10 protein-coding genes are annotated in these 15,397 nt (G+C 73.5%); 7 read left to right on the top strand and 3 right to left on the bottom strand.

The features are described 5' to 3' along the window. Nucleotides 1-322 precede the first annotated feature (322 nt). Together dnaE and ABZW03_RS23235 are read left to right on the top strand one after the other, a co-directional pair. Entirely contained in the window at nt 323-3,889 is a 3,567-nt protein-coding gene (gene dnaE / locus ABZW03_RS23240; RefSeq protein ID WP_355261419.1) for a DNA polymerase III subunit alpha, read from the top strand. A gap of 119 nt (nt 3,890-4,008) precedes the next feature. After that, nucleotides 4,009-4,620: a hypothetical protein gene (locus tag ABZW03_RS23235; RefSeq protein ID WP_355261416.1), complete on the top strand. Its 612-nt coding sequence runs from the start codon at nt 4,009-4,011 to the stop codon at nt 4,618-4,620. 18 nt (nt 4,621-4,638) lie between these two features. Here the strand turns inward: ABZW03_RS23235 and ABZW03_RS23230 are convergent, their stop codons facing one another. Beyond that, entirely contained in the window at nt 4,639-5,793 is a 1,155-nt protein-coding gene (locus ABZW03_RS23230; RefSeq protein ID WP_355261413.1) for an NAD(P) transhydrogenase subunit alpha, read from the bottom strand. Nucleotides 5,794-5,954: 161 nt separating this feature from the next. On the opposite strand from ABZW03_RS23230, the gene ABZW03_RS23225 reads away from it, so the two are divergent. The 5 genes from ABZW03_RS23225 to ABZW03_RS23205 all read left to right on the top strand — a co-directional run bounded on the left by ABZW03_RS23225 (nt 5,955) and on the right by ABZW03_RS23205 (nt 12,547). Continuing rightward, nucleotides 5,955-9,548 carry a hydantoinase B/oxoprolinase family protein gene (locus ABZW03_RS23225; RefSeq protein WP_355261410.1) on the top strand — a complete coding sequence of 1,198 codons (3,594 nt, stop codon included), beginning with the start codon at nt 5,955-5,957 and terminating at the stop codon, nt 9,546-9,548. Between the two features lie 101 nt (nt 9,549-9,649). Continuing rightward, nucleotides 9,650-10,672 (top strand): zinc-dependent alcohol dehydrogenase family protein, encoded by a 1,023-nt coding sequence (locus tag ABZW03_RS23220; RefSeq protein WP_355261407.1) that lies wholly within the window; start codon nt 9,650-9,652, stop codon nt 10,670-10,672. 110 nt (nt 10,673-10,782) lie between these two features. Next, nucleotides 10,783-10,923 (top strand): hypothetical protein, encoded by a 141-nt coding sequence (locus tag ABZW03_RS23215; RefSeq protein ID WP_355261404.1) that lies wholly within the window; start codon nt 10,783-10,785, stop codon nt 10,921-10,923. 153 nt (nt 10,924-11,076) lie between these two features. Beyond that, nucleotides 11,077-11,718, top strand: a complete 642-nt coding sequence (locus tag ABZW03_RS23210; protein ID WP_355261401.1) for a hypothetical protein — start codon at nt 11,077-11,079, stop codon at nt 11,716-11,718. A 145-nt stretch (nt 11,719-11,863) separates the two neighbouring features. Beyond that, complete coding sequence (locus tag ABZW03_RS23205; protein WP_355261398.1) at nt 11,864-12,547, top strand: hypothetical protein; 684 nt, start codon at nt 11,864-11,866, stop codon at nt 12,545-12,547. Nucleotides 12,548-12,567: 20 nt separating this feature from the next. On the opposite strand, the gene ABZW03_RS23200 is transcribed toward ABZW03_RS23205, so the two are convergent. Further along, nucleotides 12,568-13,488: a hypothetical protein gene (locus tag ABZW03_RS23200; protein ID WP_355261395.1), complete on the bottom strand. Its 921-nt coding sequence runs from the start codon at nt 13,486-13,488 to the stop codon at nt 12,568-12,570. A gap of 201 nt (nt 13,489-13,689) precedes the next feature. After that, on the bottom strand, nt 13,690-15,225 hold the full coding sequence (locus tag ABZW03_RS23195) for a glycoside hydrolase domain-containing protein (protein WP_355261392.1): 1,536 nt from the start codon (nt 15,223-15,225) through the stop codon (nt 13,690-13,692). Nucleotides 15,226-15,397: the final 172 nt, after the last annotated feature.

Raw genomic sequence — 15,397 nt, 5'->3', positions numbered from 1 at the left:
CTCGGCCGCCTCCCGCGCCCAACGGCCGGCGGCGTAGCCGAGCTTGTCGTCGACCTCCAGCCCCACCCGGCCGGGGGCGCCGTCGCTCCGGGCGCGGCGGACGGCGCCGCCCGGATCGCCCGGGACCTGGTCGCCGCCACCTCCTGAGGCGCCGCGGTTCCCGTCGGCTTCCCCGCCAACTCCCCCGTCAAGGAAGCGCGAAGGCCCCGGGAAGGACGCGTCAGGAGACGGCCGAAAGTCGCCCGGCCCGGCATGTCGCCGCCGCCGACCGGCTAACCTGGGCCGCTTCCCGTACCGAGACCCGTCCGAGGAGCCCAGCGCCGTGTCCGACAGCTTCGCCCACCTGCACGTCCACACCGAGTACTCGATGCTGGACGGCGCCGCGAAGAACGGGAAGCTGTTCGCCGAGGCGGAGAGACTGGGCATGCCCGCCATCGCGATGAGCGACCACGGCAACATGTTCGGCGCGTACGAGTTCTTCCACGCCGCCAAGAAGACCGGCGTGAAGCCGATCATCGGCATCGAGGCGTACGTGGCGCCGGCCTCGCGCTTCCTGAAGAAGCAGGTGTTCTGGTCCCCGGGCGGCCAGCGCCCGACCGGCGCCGACGGCGAGGGCGGCAAGGACGTCTCCGGCGGCGGCCGCTACACCCACATGACCATGTGGGCGCAGAACGCCACCGGGCTGCGCAACCTCTTCAAGCTCTCCTCGCTCGCGTCGATGGAGGGCTACTACATGAAGCCCCGGATGGACCGCGAGCTGATCGCCGCCAACGCCACCGGCGTCATCGCCACCACCGGCTGCCCCTCCGGCGAGGTGCAGACCCGGCTGCGCCTCGGCCAGTACGACGAGGCGGTCAAGGCGGCCGGTGCGTACCAGGACATCTTCGGCAAGGAGAACTACTTCCTGGAGCTGATGGACCACGGCCTGGACATCGAGAAGGACGTCCGCGAGGACCTGCTGCGGCTGGCCAGGGAACTGAACATCCCGCTGCTGGCCACCAACGACTCGCACTACGTGACCGCCGACCAGGCCGACGCCCACGACAGCCTGCTCTGCGTCGGCGTGGGCAAGAACAAGGACGACCCGAACCGCTTCAAGTTCCAGGGCACCGGCTACTACGTGAAGACCGCGGAGGAGATGCGCGAGCTCTTCCGCGAGCTGCCCGAGGCCTGCGACAACACCCTCGCGATCGCCGAGCGGATCGAGTCGTACGAGGAGGTCTTCACCTACGTCGACCGGATGCCCCAGTTCGACGTGCCCGAGGGCGAGACCCAGGCCTCCTTCCTGCGCAAGAAGATCGAGATCGGGCTGAAGCACCGCTACGGCGACAGCCCGAGCCAGGAGGTGCTGGACCGGATCGAGCTGGAGATGGGCGTCATCACCCCGATGGGGTTCGACGCCTACTTCCTCGTGGTCGCCGACATCTGCCAGTACGGCCGGGACAACGGCATCCCGGTCGGCCCGGGCCGCGGTTCGGCGGCCGGCTCGATGGTCGCCTACCTGACCGGAATCACCCAGCTGGACCCGCTGGAGCACGACCTGCTGTTCGAGCGCTTCCTCAACCCCGAGCGCATCAACCCCCCGGACGTCGACATCGACTTCGACGACCGCCAGCGCGACCAGATGGTCCGCTACGTCACCGAGAAGTACGGCGCCGCCTACACCGCCCAGGTGAACACCTTCGGCACGATCAAGGCCAAGGCCGCCGTGAAGGACGCCAACCGCATCCTCGGCTACCCCTTCTCGATGGGCGACCGGATCACCAAGGCGATGCCGCCGGACGTGATGGGCAAGGGCGTGCCGCTGGCCGACCTCTTCGACGAGAAGCACGCCCGCTACAACGAGGGCACCGAGATCCGGTCGCTGTACGAGAACGAGCCGGACGTCAAGAAGATCATCGACACCGGCCGGGGCATCGAGGGCCTGATCCGCGGCACCGGCGTGCACGCGGCCGCCGTCATCCTCTCCTCGACCCCGCTGCTCGACCTCATCCCGCTGCACATGCGGGACAAGGACGGCACGATCATCACCGGCTTCGACTACCCGTCCTGCGAAGCCATGGGCCTGATCAAGATGGACTTCCTGGGTCTGCGGAACCTGGGCATCATCGATCACTGCCTCAAGATCGTGAAGGCCAACCGGGGCGTCGACGTCGACATCGAGAAGATCCCGATCGACGACCCCACCACCTACCAGCTGCTCGCCCGCGGGGACACCCTCGGCGTCTTCCAGCTCGACGGCGGGCCCATGCGCGCCTTGCTGCGGCTGATGAAGCCCACCGAGTTCGCCGACATCTCCGCCGTCTCGGCGCTGTACCGGCCCGGCCCGATGGGCATGAACTCGCACACCAACTACGCGCTGCGCAAGAACGCCCAGCAGGAGATCGTCCCGATCCACCCCGAACTCGAGGAGCCGCTCAAGGACGTCCTCGGCCCCACCTACGGCCTGATCGTCTACCAGGAGCAGGTCCAGCGAGCCGCCCAGGTGCTGGCCGGCTACTCGCTCGGCCAGGCCGACCTGCTGCGCCGCGCGATGGGCAAGAAGAAGAAGGAGGTGCTGGAGAAGGAGTTCGTGCCCTTCCACGCCGGCTGCAAGGAGCGCGGCTACTCCGACGAGGCGATCCAGGCGGTCTGGGACGTCCTGGTCCCGTTCGCCGGCTACGCGTTCAACAAGTCGCACTCCGCCGCGTACGGCCTGGTCTCGTACCAGACCGCCTACCTCAAGGCCAACTACCCCGCCGAGTACATGGCCGCGCTGCTCACCTCCGTGGCCGACGACAAGGACAAGATGGCCGTCTACCTCGCCGAGTGCCGGCAGATGGGCATCCGGATCCTCTCCCCCGACGTCAACGAGTCGGTGGTCGACTTCACCGCCGTCGGCAGCGACGTCCGCTTCGGCCTCAAGGCGGTGCGCAACGTCGGTGTGCCCGTGATCGAGTCCCTGGTACGGACGCGAAAGGAGAAGGGCAAGTACGCCTCCTTCGCCGACTTCCTGGACAAGGTCGAGCTGGTCGTCTGCAACAAGCGCACCGTCGACTCGCTGGTCAAGGCGGGCGCCTTCGACTCGCTCGGCCACACCCGGCTCTCGCTCAGCACGGTGCACGAGACCGCGATCGACGCCGTCACCGGGGTGAAGAAGCAGCAGGCCATCGGCCAGGACGACCTGTTCGGCGCGCTCGACACCGGCGGCGACGGCGGCCCCGGCATCGGGCTGGACTTCCAGCTCACCGAGAACGAGTGGCCCCGCCGCCAACTCCTGGCCCTGGAACGGGAGATGCTCGGCCTCTACGTCTCCAGCCACCCGCTCGACGGCGCCGAGCACATCCTCTCCCAGAACCGCGACACCTCGATCGCCGAACTCCTCGGCTCCGGCCGCTCCGAGGGCGAGGTCCGCCTCTCCGGCCTGATCACCGGCGTCGACCGGCGGATCAACAAGGCCGGCAACGCCTGGGCGATCATCACCCTCGCCGACCGCGACGGCTCGGTCGAGGTGCTGTTCTTCCCCGCGACCTACAACCTGATGGCCGAGCAGATGATCGAGGACAACGTGATCTCGATCCGCGGCCGCCTGAACGAGCGCGACGGCTCGCTGAGCGTCTTCGGCCAGGAGATCACCACCCTCGACATCTCCTCCGCCGAGCTCGGCACCAAGCCGCCCGTCCAGATCACCGTCCCGGCCGCCCGGATCACCCCCCGGGTGGTCGCCGAACTCAAGCTCGCCCTCCAGGCCCACCCCGGCGACGTCCCGGTCCGCCTGCTCACCACCAACTGGGACCGGAACACCCTCTACGAGCTCGGCTTCCGGGTGAACCCCGACAACGGCCTCGCCTCGGACATCAAGACCCTCCTCGGCAACCGCGCCTGGGCGGGCACGACCTCCCGCTCCTGACCGGCCCCGCCACGCCGCCGGCCGGGTGGTTCCGTTCAGCCGACCGCCCCTCCCGTGCCCGCCGTCCACCGGCGGGCACGCCTACGCTGACCGGGGGGCCGAGGACGGGAGCGAACGGGATGTCTGACGGTGGCGACGGCGGGTACCGCGCCCTCATCGGCGAGTCGGCCGCCCTGGTGCGGGTGGCGCACACCGCGCTGCGCGGCGCGACGGCCGTACTGACCGACCCGGCCGGGGGCGAAGCAGGCGTTCCGGCCGCCGAGAAGGCCCTGGCCGAACTGCTGACGCGGATCGAGGAGGACGCCGCCGGGGCCCCCGGCGGACCGGCCGGGGTCGTCGCGGCCGTCCACGTGGGGTGCCAGGTCGAGGCCCTGGCGGGCCTGGCGCAGCGACTGCTGGAGGCCGCCTGGGCCCGCCAGGAGCGGGAGCCCTTCGCCGAACCGCTGCGGGCCCCGCTGCACGGGCTCGCCGACGCGGCCCTGGAGGCGGTGGCGCGGGCCGCAGACGCCCTGGGATCCGGCGCCCCCGAGGACGCCGCGGACGTCCTGGCGCACCAGCAGGACGTCGGCGAGCGGCAGCGGCTCCTGTACGACCTGCTGCTCGGCCCGGAGCGGACGGACCCGGTCGACGCCACCGACCTGGTGCTGGTCTCCTGTTGCTACCAGCAGTGCGCCGACCGGGCGGCAGCGGTCGCCCGCCACGCTTCCCAGTTCTCCCGCCCCGGGGCCTGAGCCTTCCGCGCCCGGGCCTCACGGCAGCCCCGCGACGGCGGTCGCCTCCATCAGCAGCCGGCTGGTGGGCCCGTGCCGCACCGCGCCCCGGTCGGTCACCAGCATCGGGCCGAGCACCGGGTCCTGCGTAGCGGGCCGACCCCGCAGCAGGCGCTCCACCAGCGCCAGCGCGTTGTGGGCGTACGCCCGCGAGGCGGTCGCCGGCACCTGCGCCGCGAGGTCTCCCGCTCCGATCACCGTGACCCCGTCGCCGACCGCCGTCCCGCTCTCCGGCAGGACGCCCTCGACGGTGCCGCCCTCCGGGCCGGCCGCCAGGTCCACCAGCACCGAGCCGGGCCGGAACCGGGCCACCGTCGCCGTACCGAGCAGCACCGGCGGCGGCCACCCCGGCCGGGCGAGGGCCGTCACCACGAGCTCGTACCGCGGCGCGGCCTCGGCCAGGGCGGCCACCCAGGCCGCGTGCTCCCGGTCGAGGGACTGCCACAGCTCCCGTTCGTCGGCCGCCGGGCGCACGCCGGGCAGGCTCAGCAGCTCGGCCCCCAGGGCGGCGGCCGCCGCCCGCTCGCGACGGCGCGGTTCGACCGCGGCGACCGGAGCCCCCAGCCGGCGGGCGGTGTCGATCGCCTGCAGGCCGGCCGGTCCGGCGCCGACCACCAGGACCGGGACGGGGTCGAAGAGCCCGTCGGCCGCTCCCCAGGGCGGCAGGCAGCGGCCCGACCGCTCGGCGGCGAGCAGCACCGCCCGGTACCCGGCCACCCGGGCCTGGGAGGCCTCGGCGTCCAGGGGGTAGGCGGCGGGCAGGTCGGGCGCCAGGTCGAGGCCGATCGCCGTCACGCCCCGGTCCGCCCACTGCCGGACCAGGAAGGGGATCCGCCGCGGCCGCAGCAGCGCGGCCAGCGCCTGCCCGCGGCGCAGCTCGTGCACCGGGTCGGCGGTCGGCGGGTGGATGCCGAGCAGCAGGTCCGCACGGCGCAGCAGCTCGTCGCGTCCGGCCGGGACGGCACCGGCCGCGCGGTAGTCGGCGTCGCGGTGACCGGCGGGGAGACCGGCGCCCGCCTCCACCAGGACCGCCACGCCGAGGCGGCGGACGGCCGGGACCAGGTCGGGCACCAGGGCCACCCGGCGCTCACCCGGCACGGTCTCCCGCAGCACCCCCACCGCCATGATCGTCATCGCTGCCTCCCGCCTCCGCCGGGGCCCGTCCGTCCTCCTGGCCAGTATGTTCCGTTTGCCCGGCCGGTTCGCCCGGTCGGATACTCGTGCGCAGAGCCACGCACGCGGCCGCGCACGAGCCCGCACCGGGCGCCGCGCGGCAGGGCGGAGGGAGCCGGTTCATGGCCTCCAGGGGCTGGCAGTTCTGGGTGGACCGCGGCGGCACCTTCACCGACGTGGTGGCGCTGGCCCCGGACGGACGCCTGCTCACCCACAAGCTCCTCTCGCACGACCCGGCGGCCCGCCACCGCGACCCCGCCGTCGCGGGCATCCGCGCCCTGCTGCCGCCCGAGGCCGACCTCGCGACGGACGTCGACGCGGTCCGGATGGGCACCACCGTGGCCACCAACGCCCTGCTGGAGCGCACCGGCGAGCCGACCGCGCTGGTCGTCACCCGCGGCTTCGCGGACGCCCTGCGGATCGGCTACCAGAACCGGCCGCAGATCTTCGCCCGCGAGATCGTGCTGCCCGAGCCGCTGTACGCCCGGGTGGTCGAGGTGGACGAGCGGATCGCGGCCGACGGCGAGGTGCTGCGCCCGCCGGACCTCGACCGGCTCGCCGAGGACCTGCGCAGCTGCCGGCAGGACGGCATCCGCTCGGTCGCCGTGGTCTGCCTGCACAGCTACCTGCACCCCGCCCACGAGCGGGAGATCGGCCGGCTCGCCGAACGGCTCGGCTTCGACCAGGTGTCGCTGTCCAGCGAGACGAGCCCGCTGATGAAGCTGGTGCCGCGCGGGGACACCGCCGTGGTGGACGCCTACCTCCACCCCGGGCTGCGCCGCTACGTCCGGCAGGTGTCGGAGGAACTCACCGGTGTCCGGCTGATGTTCATGCAGTCCAACGGCGGCCTCGCCGAGGCCGGGCACTTCCGGGGCAAGGACGCGATCCTCTCCGGCCCGGCCGGCGGCATCGTCGGCATGGTGCGGATGTCCGCGCTGGCCGGCCACGAGCGGGTGATCGGCTTCGACATGGGCGGCACCTCCACGGACGTCTCGCACTTCGCCGGCGAGTACGAGCGGGTGGTCACCACCCAGGTCGCCGGGGTACGGCTGCGGGCGCCGATGCTGGCCATCCACACCGTCGCGGCGGGCGGCGGCTCGGTGCTGCGCTACGACGGCGACCGCCTGCGGGTCGGCCCGGACTCGGCCGGCGCCGACCCGGGACCGGCCTGCTACCGGGGCGGCGGGCCGCTGACCGTCACCGACGCCAACCTGCTGCTCGGCCGGATCCAGGCCGAGCACTTCCCGCGGGTCTTCGGCCCGGACGGCGGCCAGCCGCTCGACATCGATCTGACACAGCGTCAGTTCACCGAACTCGCCGAGGAGATCGGCGGGTTGTCGGTCGAGGAGGCGGCCGAGGGGTTCCTGCGGATCGCCGTGGGCAACATCGCCAACGCGGTCAAGCGGATCTCCGTCCAGCAGGGCCACGACGTCACCCGCTACGCCCTGACCACCTTCGGCGGCGCGGGCGGCCAGGTCGCCTGCCCGGTGGCCGAGGCGCTGGGCATCCGCACCGTCCTCGTCCCCCCGATGGCCGGGGTGCTGTCCGCCCTCGGCATCGGCCTGGCCGACACCACCGTCCTGCGCGAGCACGCCGTCGAACGACCGCTGGCCGAGGGGGAGATGGACGCGGTACGGGCGCTCGCCGAGGAGCTGGCCCGGGCGGCCACGGAGGAACTGCTCGACCAGGGCGTCCCGCGGGAGCGGATCCGCCTCGCCCGCCGGGCCCGCCTGCGCTACCGGGGCACCGACACCACCATCGGGGTCCCGCTCGGCGAACCGGCCGGGATGCGGGCCGAGTTCGAGGAGCGGCACCGGTCCACCTACTCCTTCCTGATGGACCGCCCGCTGGTGGTCGAGGCCCTCGCCGTGGAGGGCACCGGCCTCACCGAGCAGCCCGAGCTCGACACCCTCGCCCCGGCGGCCGAGCCGGCCGAACCCGTCCCCGTCCGGCTGTACACCGGCGGCGAGTGGCGCCGAGTGCCGCTGCTGGAACGGGAGTCGATGCGCGCGGACGACTCCCTCGACGGCCCGGCCGTGATCGCCGAGGCCAACGCCACCACCGTGGTGGACGCCGGCTGGAAGGCCACCGTCACCGCCGCCGGGCACCTCCTGCTCGAGCACGTCGAGGCCCGCACCGAGGAGTCCGTCACCACCACCGCCGACCCCGTCCTGCTGGAGGTCTTCAACAACCTCTTCACGGCGATCGCCCAGCAGATGGGCGCCCGGCTGGAGTCCACCGCCCAGTCGGTCAACATCAAGGAGCGGCTCGACTTCTCCTGCGCGCTCTTCGACCCGGACGGCAACCTCGTCGCCAACGCCCCGCACATCCCCGTCCACCTCGGCTCGATGGGCACCACCGTCAAGGAGGTGCTCCGCCGGCGCGGTCCGCGGCTGCGCCCGGGCGACAGCTACGCCGTCAACGACCCGTACCACGGCGGCACCCACCTGCCCGACATCACCGTGGTCACCCCGGTCTTCGATCCGGACGGCCGTGAGCTCCTGTTCTTCGTCGCCTCCCGGGGCCACCACGCCGAGATCGGCGGCATCACCCCCGGCTCGATGCCCGCCGGGAGCCGCGAGATCCAGCAGGAGGGCGTGCTGTTCGACAACTGGCCGCTGGTGGTGGACGGGCGGCTGCGCGAGGCGGAGACCGTACGGCTGCTCACCGAGGCGCCGTACCCGTCCCGCGACCCGGACACCAACCTCGCCGACCTGCGCGCCCAGGTGGCCGCCAACCGCAAGGGCGTCGACGAGGTCAACGCGATGATCGGGCACTTCGGCCTGGATGTCGTCCAGGCCTACATGCGGCACGTCCAGGACAACGCCGAACAGGCGGTGCGCCGGGCGATCGACGAACTGGCCGACGGCTCGTACCGCTACGAGACCGACTCCGGCGCCGTGATCGCCGTCTCGGTGCGCGTGGACCGCCGGGACCGCAGCGCCGTCATCGACTTCACCGGCACCTCGCCGCAGCTCGACAGCAACCTCAACGCGCCCTCCGCCGTCGTCACCGCGGCCGTCCTGTACGTCTTCCGCACCCTCGTCGCCGACGACATCCCGCTCAACGACGGCTGCCTGCGCCCGCTGCGGATCGTCGTGCCGCCCGGCTCGATGCTCGCCCCGGTCCACCCCGCCGCCGTCGCCGCCGGCAACGTCGAGACCTCGCAGGCCGTCGTCGGCGCGCTCTACGCCGCGCTCGGCGTGCAGGCGGAGGGGTCCGGCACGATGAACAACCTGAGCTTCGGCGACGCGGAGCACCAGTACTACGAGACCATCGCCTCCGGCTCCGGCGCCGGGCCCGGCTTCGACGGCGCGGACGCCGTCCAGACCCACATGACCAACTCCCGGCTCACCGACCCCGAGGTCCTGGAGTGGCGCCTGCCCGTCCTGGTCGAGGAGTTCGCCGTCCGGCGCGGCAGCGGCGGCGCCGGACGCCACCACGGCGGCGACGGCGTCCTGCGGCGGCTGCGCTTCCGCCGGCCCGTGACCGTCAGCCTGCTCACCGGCCACCGCCGCGTCCCCCCGTACGGCCTGGCCGGCGGCTCCCCCGGCGCCCTCGGCACCAACCGCGTCCTGCGGGCCGTCGGCACCGAGGAACCGCTGCCCGGCTGCGGCACCGCCGACCTGGCGGCCGGCGACCTCCTGGAGATCCGCACCCCGGGCGGCGGCGGCTACGGCCCCGCCTCCGAGGACCGCCCCCGTCCCCCGGAGTGACGGTCGCGTCCACCGGCGGCGGCCGGCCTGCGCGCGCCCCTGTGCGCGGCCGGTCCACCGGCCCGATCCTGGAAGCCGGGACGAGGAGGCGCGAGGCGGCGATGGACGCACCGGAGGAGACCGAGGCCTGGGTCGTGGCCCGGCCGGGGCCGATGGCGACGGGCCCGCTGGTCCGGGAGCGGCGGGCGCTCGCCGCACCCGGGCCGCAGGAGGTCCTGTTGGAGGTGGAGGCCTGCGGGGTGTGCCGGACCGACCTGCACCTCGCGGAGGGCGATCTCGCCCCCAGGACGCCGAGGTGCAGCCCGGGGCACGAGGTGGTCGGCCGTGTCCGGGCGGCCGGTCCGGCCGTCACCGAGTTCGCGCTCGGGGACCGCGTCGGGGTGGCCTGGCTGGCCGGGACCTGCGGTGACTGCGGCTACTGCCGGGCCGGGCGGGAGAACCTCTGCCCGCACTCCCGCTACACCGGCTGGGACCGGCACGGCGGCTACGCCCGCCACCTCACCGCGGACGCCCGCTTCGCCTACCCGCTGCCCGAGGGCCCGCCCGCCGAGGAACTCGCCCCGCTGCTGTGCGCCGGGATCATCGGCTACCGGGCGCTGGAACGGGCCGAACTGCCCGAGGGCGGGCTGCTGGGGATCTACGGCTTCGGCGCCTCCGCGCACCTGACCGCCCAGATCGCCCTCGCCAGGGGCGCCCGGGTGCACGTGTTCACCCGGGGCGCGGCGGCCCGACAACTCGCGCTGGACCTCGGCGCCGCCTTCGCCGGCGACTCCTACGACCCGCCCCCGCAGCCGCTGGACGCCGCCATCCTCTTCGCCCCGGTCGGCGAACTGGTGCCGGTCGCCCTCGCGGCCCTGGACCGCGGTGGCACGCTCGCGGTGGCCGGCATCCACCTCAGCGACATCCCGGTCCTGAACTACCAGCGGCACCTCTTCCAGGAACGCACCCTGCGCAGCGTCACCGCCAACACCCGGGCGGACGGCCGCGCCTTCCTCGCGGAGGCCGCCCGCACCCGCCCGGCGGTCCACGTCCGCCGCTACCCGCTGCACCACGCCGACACCGCGCTCTCCGACCTCGCCGCGGACCGCGTGACCGGCGTCGCGGTCCTCGTCCCGGACCAGTAGCGCCTTGTCAGGTCGAGCACATCGGCGAGGCCATCGGCCGCCGGATCCGGGTCGAGCACGTCTCCGACGAGCAGGCCCGCGCGGACGTCGCCAGGACGATGCATCCGGTCGTGGCCGAGGCGATCGTGGGTCAGTGGGCCGCCGCCGACGGCGTCGTGGCCGTGACCTCCGTCATCGCCGAGCGGATCACCGGCGCTCCGGCGCACACCTTCGCCCAGTGGGCCGTCGACCACGCCGACGACTTCCGCTGAGCCCGTCCTGCCGGCCGAACCGTCCGCCGTCCCGCACAGGGGTACGCTGTGGGCCGCCTCCCGGCGGCTTCCTGCGTGTCGGAACCGAGGACCGGTGCCCGGGCGTCCGGTCCTCCGGGGTGTCGTCGTCCGCCACCGGGAGGGTTTCGGATCGTGGTGTGGGGTTTCATCGGCGTGCTGTTCGCGCTGCTACCGCTCGTCCACTGGGTGCTGCGCGCCCGGTCGACGCCGCTGCGGCTATCCGTTGCCGCCGTGCTGCTGCTCTGGCTGGCGCTGGTGCTCGCGGTGGCGTTCGACCTGCTGCAGCTGCGGAGCGAGGGCGAGCTGTACCTGCTGTACACGCCGCTCGCCGAACTGGTCGTCCTGGTCGGCCTGTGGCTGGAGCGACAGCTCGTCGGCCCGCGTCCGGAGCGCCCGGTCGGCTGGTCCCGGGCGGCGGGCATCGCTTTCCACAGCCAACTGGCCCTCGTGCTCACCGCGACCCCGTTGCTGGCGCTCGTGTTCTTCCACGAGGCGGACGTCCCGTCGGCGAAGGCCGTGCCGCAGCTGCCGCCCGGCTACACCACCATCGGCGGCGGCCGGGACTGCGGCAACGGCCACGACGCCACCTGCTGGCGCACGCTCTACCTGGCGGGCCCGCCGGACGTGCCGACGGCGCAGGCCGCGGACCGGCTCCGGCCCCGGCAGCGCTGCGAGGCGAACGGCTGGCTGCTCGACCGCCGCGAACTCTGCACCGACGTGAGCACCGACGGCGCCACGATCGTCTACCGCGTCATCCTCGGCGGCGGTCTCTAGCCACCACGGCCGGCACCCGCCGAACGGTCCTGATCGCCGCTCGTCCGGGTGATGACGCGGGGCGCGGACGCGAGCTGGGGCCGCCCGGGCGGGCGGGTGCGCGAGGGTTCGCCTGCGACCCATTTCTCGTGGAGCGGAGGCGATCGTGGCTGGTGCCGGTGGACGGAACGTCGTTCGTACGGGGCGGCTGGTGCGGGTGGCCGCGTCCGTCGTGGTCCTGGCGCTGGCCGCCGGGTGCGGTGGTGGCGGGGGTGGCTCCTCCGCCACGACGACTCCGGCGCCCGTCCTGCCCACGGCGGAGACACCCGTGCCGACCGGTTCGGCCGGCTCGGACCCGAGCGCGATCGCCTCGCTCTTTCCGGGCAGCAAGGGCGGCACGGCGGTGTCCAAGGCGACGCTACCCGCCACGCCGCTCGGCGAGCAGGTGACCAAGACCATGTACATCGTCGCCCCTCCCATCACCTCCGAAGCCGGCACCGGCACCGGCACGGACAGCGGGACGACGATCGGGGACGTGCACCTGCCGGCGGGGAGCTTCTCGGTGGTCAGCAACCCGTGTACCGGAAGGACGCTTCGGCCCGGAGAGTCCTGCCCCCTCACGGTCGCCTTCTCGCCGACCACCGTCGGCACGCACAGCGCCGAACTCACCGTCGACACGTCGGCGACCGACTCGGACTACCGCGTCGAACTGGTCGGCGAGGGGCTCGAGTCGGGTTCGTCGTCACCGTCACCGTCGTCGCCCTCGAACGCGCCCACGCCCTGGACCACCTCCTCGCCCGAGGTCACCCCCACCGCCGAGGAACCCTCGGCCGAGGAGACGGCGGGCTGAGGTGACGGCGAGCCGAGCCGTCAGCCGAGCGTCTCGATCCGGATGGACTCGTCGTCCCGCAGGACCACGGTCACGTCCCTGGGCCGGCGGCGGTCGTACGAGACGAGGTAGTAGCGGGCGCTGGACTTGGCGAGCAGCATGAACCCCCGGTACTGGTAGCGGTACGGACCGCCCGCCTCGCCGAGGTCCGTGAAGTAGATGCCCCGGGCATCGTGGGTGATGGGCGAACGGGAGTAGATCAGGACGCTGACCCGCCCCGCGAATCCGGCTTCCGCGTCGCGGATCGCCTGGTCGTCCCCCGCCTCGTCGGCGTAGCGCGCCAGCGCGAAGAACAGGCTCATCGTCAGCAGCCCGATCAGCACGGCGCCGACGAGCGTCTGGATCCGCCCGCCGGCGACCGACTCTCCGCTCGCTCGGCGGCCGACCCGGTGGAGGCGCAGCGCGAACAGCGCCAGCGCCGCGCCGAGCGCCACCACCAGGGGAGGAACGACCACGCGCGGCCAGCCGGCCTCCAGGAGCGACAGGACGCTGCGGGTCCACCAGCGCGGCTGGGTGAAGACCAGGAACCCCAGCAGGAGCAGCAGGCCACCCGCGAGTCCGCATCCGACGGCGGTGCGCTGCCACAGCGGCAACGCTCGCGGGCGTGCCAGCCGGTGCTCGACCAGGCCGAAGACCGCCAGGACGACGAGCACGCCCCACAGCAGTGTCCAGAGCGGGAGGAACAGCGCTGTGGGGCTGGCCGTCAGATAGCTCTCCAGCGACAGTTCGAGGTCGCTCGTCGGGATGCCGAAGTGGACGTAGTACGCCGCCGTGTAGGTCCGGCCCATGTAGTACAGCAGGCCCACGACGACCGATCCCGGTGCCACGACGTAGGCGGCCTTCTCCAGGAACGCCCTGGTCCGGTCGTCCCGCGGTCTCGCCGCCGGATCGGAGCCGGCCACGGCGCTGGGGGCGGCCGGCCGGCGGACACGGCGGGCCGGGCGTCCGACCCGAGCGCGCCGCTCGGTCACCGGTCATCCAGTCTCATGCCCCGACAACGAGCCACCTCGTGCTTCGGTCACGGACGGCCGACCGGCGCCCCCGCCCCGGGGGCTCCGGCGGAAGGGGGCGGGGGCACCGGTCGGCCGGGGGCCGTACCCGGATCAGCTCCGGACGGCCACCAGCTGGCTGGAGCCGTCCGACAGGCCCGCGATGGCGGCGCGCTGGGCCGGGAAGGTGCTCGCGCCGTACGGGCCCTGGACGGCGGCGAAGCCGGACCAACTGCCGTTGGAGAAACGGGTCTCGTGGTAGACGTTCCCGTCGCCGCCGACCACCGCCACCTGGGCCGAGCCGTCCGACAGCCCGGCGATGCCGACCGTCCGCGCCGCCATGGTGGGCGTGCCGCGGCCGGGGAGCGGGGCGAAGCCGCTCCAACTGCCGTTGGAGAAGCGGGTCTCGTGGTAGACGTTCCCGTCGCCGCCGATCACCAGGACCTGGGCCGAGCCGTCCGACAGCCCGGTGATGGCCACCCGCCCCGCCGCCATCCGCGAGCTGTTGATCCCGGGGAGCGGGGCGAAGCCGCTCCAACTGCCGTTGGAGAAGCGGGTCTCGTGGTAGACGTTGCCGTCGCCGCCGATCGCCAGCACCTGGGCGGAGCCGTCGGGCAGGCCCGCGATGGCGACGTCCCCGGCCGCCATGGTCGGGGTGCCGACCCCGGGGAGCGTTCCGTAGCCGGACCAGTTGCCGTCGGCGAGGCGGACCCGGTGGTAGACGTTGCCGTCGCTGCCGATGGCCAGCACCTGCGAGGAGCCGTCCGGCAGGCCCGCGATGCCGGCCCGGCGGACCTGCGCGGTCGGCGTGCCGTCGGCGGGGAGCGCGGCGAAGCCGCTCCAACTTCCGTTCGCCGCACGGACTCCGTGGTGGAGCCGGCCGTCCAGGGCGATGCCCAGCTCCTGCGAGGAGCCGCCCGGCAGCCCGGCGATCGCGGCCTCCGAGCCGCGGAACACGCCCGCCGCGCCCGTCAGCGGGCTGAAGCCGGGCCAGGCCCCCGAGCTCTGCCGCACACCGAGGAAGAACCCGCCGGACTGGGACGGCGGGGCACCGGTGAGCTGGATGTCGAGGTAGTCCTGGTCGATCGGTATCGAGTAGCCGCCCCAGGTCTCCGCGTCCTTCGGCGCGGCGTACTGGTGGGCGCGCTGGTGGTTGGACCAGTATCCGGCCGGGATCGCCGGGTCGTCGGTGTTCTCCCTGCCGTTCCAGTTGGCGCTGAAGACGGCGTCGGGCATGGTGTAGGCGCTGTTGCCGGTGTTGGCGGCCAGGTCCTTCATGCCGGACGAGGAACTGCTGTAGACACCGGAGTTGTAGCCCCAGGCGTGCAGTTCGTTGGTCCAGGCGGTGAGGAACGCGAGCACCGCGGCCGAGTACTGCGGGGCGGGGTACGCCTCCATGTCGTAGTAGAGGACCGTGCCGGGGCCGAAGCCGAGGGCGCGGGCCTGGTTCACCGCGTCGTCGGCGGCGTTGGCCCCCTCGGTGGTGGGATAGGCGATCTTCGGGGCCTGCACGCCGACGTACAGCGGCATGAACGCCCAGCCCGCGGCGTGCTGCTGCTCGACCCAGGAGGCCTTCAGGTTCGGCTGGTCGCAGGCCCGCTGGGAACCGCCGATGTAGATGCCGACCGCCCGGTACGGGGAGGAGGCCATCCACGCCTTCATCGCGGCGCCGGAGGGCGCGGTACAGGCGTCGAACCCCTTGCCGGTGTGGTTCGTCGCCGACCCGGGTATCAGCGCAGCCGCGGATGTCGGCGCAGCGGGCGCTGCGGGCGCTGCGGGCGCAACGGGCGCTGCAGCGGGCGCAGCGGCGGGCGCGGCCTTC

Source organism: Kitasatospora sp. NPDC004799, assembly GCF_040609095.1.
In the GTDB taxonomy this organism is placed as follows: Bacteria; Actinomycetota; Actinomycetes; order Streptomycetales; family Streptomycetaceae; genus Kitasatospora.
This window is presented reverse-complemented; position numbering and strand designations above follow the sequence as displayed.